This is a genomic window from Oleiphilus sp. HI0117 (assembly GCF_001635235.1).
This window is the reverse complement of sequence record NZ_LWGA01001452.1, coordinates 1-614: the sequence shown is the minus strand read 5'-3', so window position 1 is coordinate 614 and position 614 is coordinate 1. Positions and strand designations below refer to the sequence as shown.

The window sequence follows — 614 nt, the reverse complement described above, 5'->3', positions numbered from 1 at the left end:
TCACCCAATAGTAATCCCGCCTGTCCTTTTTTGACCCGTCGCAGGAAGCCATCGTGATGCCTGACTGGACAATCTTCTTCTAAATCATACTCGACAATGGCGTAAGGGATTGTCGTGAAGCCAACGGTAAAATCATGATTGAATATATTGAGAAAACCTACATTCCCCTCACTAGAGCCATAAAACTCCATCACCTTATCGACACCAAAGCGCTGTTTAAAACCCGCCCACAGGTTTGCTCGCAAACCGTTACCAAAAATCATTCTTACCTGATGATTTTTATCATCAGCACTTTCTGGCTGAGACATCAAATAGCGACACAACTCACCAACATAACAAATAGCAGTTGCTTGCGTTCGTCTTACCTCAGACCAAAATCTACTAGCAGAGAATTGTCGCGCCATAACCAAGCAGGCATCACCAGCCAAGACACTGCCCCATGCAACTACCAAGGCTGTACCATGATAAAATGGCAAGGTCACATAAGCTCGGTCACGCGGTGTCAGCTGTAAACATGCCAGTCCCGCACCACCAAAGGCTTTCATAAAACGTCCATGAGTCAAAATAGCCGCTTTCGGCAGCCCGGTCGTACCAGAGGTATAAAAATAACAGAA

The 614-nt window shown here is 45.9% G+C and carries 1 protein-coding gene; it reads right to left on the bottom strand.

The genetic code is table 11. From position 1 onward, the window contains the following. Positions 1-563: AMP-binding protein (locus tag A3757_RS24315; protein ID WP_231878379.1), on the bottom strand; the 563-nt coding region annotated here is incomplete at its 3' end. Between the last annotated feature and the right edge of the window lie 51 nt (positions 564-614).